We start from the raw sequence: 332 nt of genomic DNA, 5'->3' as shown, positions 1-332 counted from the left end.
CTCGGAATAGCGGGCCAAGGCACCGAAGTCGGTGGTGATGCCGTCGATAGTCGTCTGATCGAGCTTGAAGTCGCCCGTGTGCAGCACGTTGCCGGCTGGGCTCTGGATGAACAGGCCCACGGCGCCGGGAATGGAGTGGTTCACGGCGAAGAAGTCGACCTTGAAGCACCCCAGCTTGATGTCGTCGCCGGGCTTGATCTCGATGAGCTTGGCGTTCTTGACGCGATGCTCGGCGAACTTGCCCTCGATAAGGCCCATGGTGAGCTTCGTGGCATAGATGTTGACCGTGCGGTCGAGGTCTTTCTGCAGGTACGGCATGGTGCCGGTGTGGT

Annotated in this window: 1 protein-coding gene; it reads right to left on the bottom strand. The window is 60.8% G+C overall.

What is annotated here, in order from left to right:
- On the bottom strand, positions 1-332 hold a 332-nt coding region (locus PZH32_RS12040), incomplete at both ends, for an MBL fold metallo-hydrolase (protein WP_275208495.1).

The sequence above is a fragment of the Adlercreutzia equolifaciens genome (genome assembly GCF_029076695.1).
Lineage (GTDB): Bacteria > Actinomycetota > Coriobacteriia > Coriobacteriales > Eggerthellaceae > Adlercreutzia > Adlercreutzia equolifaciens_A.
Note: the sequence above shows the minus strand (reverse complement) of the source record. Positions and strands in the feature narration are given on the sequence as shown.